Annotated in this window: 2 protein-coding genes; both read left to right on the top strand. The window is 73.2% G+C overall.

What is annotated here, in order from left to right; genetic code table 11:
- Nucleotides 1–854: ATP-binding cassette domain-containing protein (locus tag AB0I76_RS28750; protein WP_357041937.1), on the top strand; the 854-nt coding region annotated here is incomplete at its 5' end.
- On the top strand, nucleotides 842–1,969 hold a 1,128-nt coding region (locus tag AB0I76_RS28745; protein WP_357041934.1), incomplete at its 3' end, for an enolase C-terminal domain-like protein. The genes AB0I76_RS28750 and AB0I76_RS28745, both read left to right, overlap by 13 nt.

Genomic DNA, 1,969 nt, shown 5'->3' with positions numbered 1-1,969 from the left:
CGGTCGGGGCCGTCCTCGCCGACGTCGAGCGGGCCGGCCCGCCGGTCGTCGAGTTCGACGACGTGGTGCTGCACTACCCGGTGCGGCGGGGCGCGCTGCGCCGGGTCGTCGACCAGGTCCGCGCCGTGGACGGGGTCAGCCTGCGGCTGAAGCCGGGCCGGACACTGGCCCTGGTCGGCGAGTCCGGCTCCGGCAAGACCAGCCTCACCCGGACGCTGCTGCGCCTGGAACGTCCCACCGGGGGCACCATCCGCTACGACGGCATCGACGTGACGCGGCCGGACCGGGCGCAGCTGCGCCGGCTGCAGCGCGAGGTGCAGGTGGTCTTCCAGAACCCGTACGCCAGCCTGGACCCGCGCATGACCGTCGCGCGGATCCTCGCCGAACCGCTGGCGGTGCACCGCCTGGACGCGTCCCGTCCGGAACTGGTTCGCCTGCTGGAACAGGTCGGGCTGGACGCGGCGGCACTGGACCGGTACCCGGCCGCCTTCTCCGGCGGGCAGCGGCAGCGCATCGCCATCGCCCGGGCGCTCGGCCCGCGGCCCCGGCTCATCGTCTGCGACGAGGCGGTCAGCGCCCTGGACGTGTCGATCCAGGCGCAGGTCCTCAACCTGCTGGCCGACCTGCAGCGCGAGCACGACCTGGCGTACCTGTTCATCACGCACGACCTGGCGGTGGTCCGGTCGGTGGCGCACGACATCGCGGTGATGCGGCACGGCCGGATCGTCGAGCAGGGCCGCGCCGAGGACATCTACGACCGGCCCACCCACGAGTACACCCGACTGCTGCTGGCGGCGGCCCCCGGCCACCCCGCGCAGGCCCGCACCGGAAGGACCCCCACGTGGTCGCGATAACCCGGGTACGCCTCACCCCGGTCAACACCCCCCGCCACGGCAGCATCACCTGCGGGCACGTGCTGGTGGAACTGCTCACCGACGTCGACGGCCTGGTCGGCGTGGGGGAGATGTCGGACTTCCAGCACCTGCCCCGCTACCACGTGGACGTGCCCGACCTGGAGGGCAGCCTCACCGAACTGCTCGCCGGCCTGGCACCCGGCCAGATCACCGAGGTCGAGCAACGACTGGAGCGCAACTTCCCGCAGGCCGGCTACATCTACGACAAGAGCCGCACCATCAAGTGCGGCGTCGACATCGCCATGTGGGACCTCACCGCGAAGCACCTGGGCGTACGGGTGGTGGACCTGCTCGGCGGCGCGATGCGCGACGAGGTGCCGATCGCGTACCCGGTCTTCCGGCAGCAGCGCGAGTCCGACGTGGAGCGCAACCTCGCGATGGTCGACCGTCGGGTCGCCGAGGGCTTCGATCACTTCCGGGTGTACGTCGGGCGCCGCCTGGACCTGGACGAGCGGTTCCTGCGGGCGGTCCGGGACGCCCACGGCGACGCGATCACCATCAAGTCGTTGGACTTCTCCAACCTGCTCGACCCCCGGGCGGCGTGCCGCTTCGTCGACCGGGTCGCCGACGTCGGCTTCGACCTGGTGGAGTCACCCGCGCCGCACCACGACGTGCGGGGCCTGGTGTACGCGCGGGACCGGCTGCCGGTGCCGGTCAGCGAGCACGTCTACGGCTTCCGGTGGGCGCTGGACCTGGTGGCCGCCGACGCGGTGGACGTGTTCAACGTGAGCGTCATCGCCATCGGCGGCATCACCCCCGCCCGCCGGATCTTCGCCATCGCCGAGGCGGCCGGGAAGACCTGCCTGGTCGGCACCACCCAGGAGCTGTCGATCGGCACGGCCGCCGCGGCGCACGTGGCGATGGCGACGCCGTCGGTCACCTGGCCCAGCGACCCGGTCGGACCCCTGCTCTACACCCGGGACGTGGTCCGCGACCCGGTCCGCTACATGGGCGGCCGGCTGCGGGTGCCGACCGGCCCGGGACTGGGCATGACCCTCGACCCGGAGCGGGTCGCCGCCAGCGCCGGCCCGCTGACCTGGGCGCGTACCGACGCC

Origin of the sequence: Micromonospora sp. NPDC049799 (assembly GCF_040656655.1) — a bacterium.
In the GTDB taxonomy this organism is placed as follows: domain Bacteria; phylum Actinomycetota; class Actinomycetes; order Mycobacteriales; family Micromonosporaceae; genus Micromonospora.
This window is presented reverse-complemented; position numbering and strand designations above follow the sequence as displayed.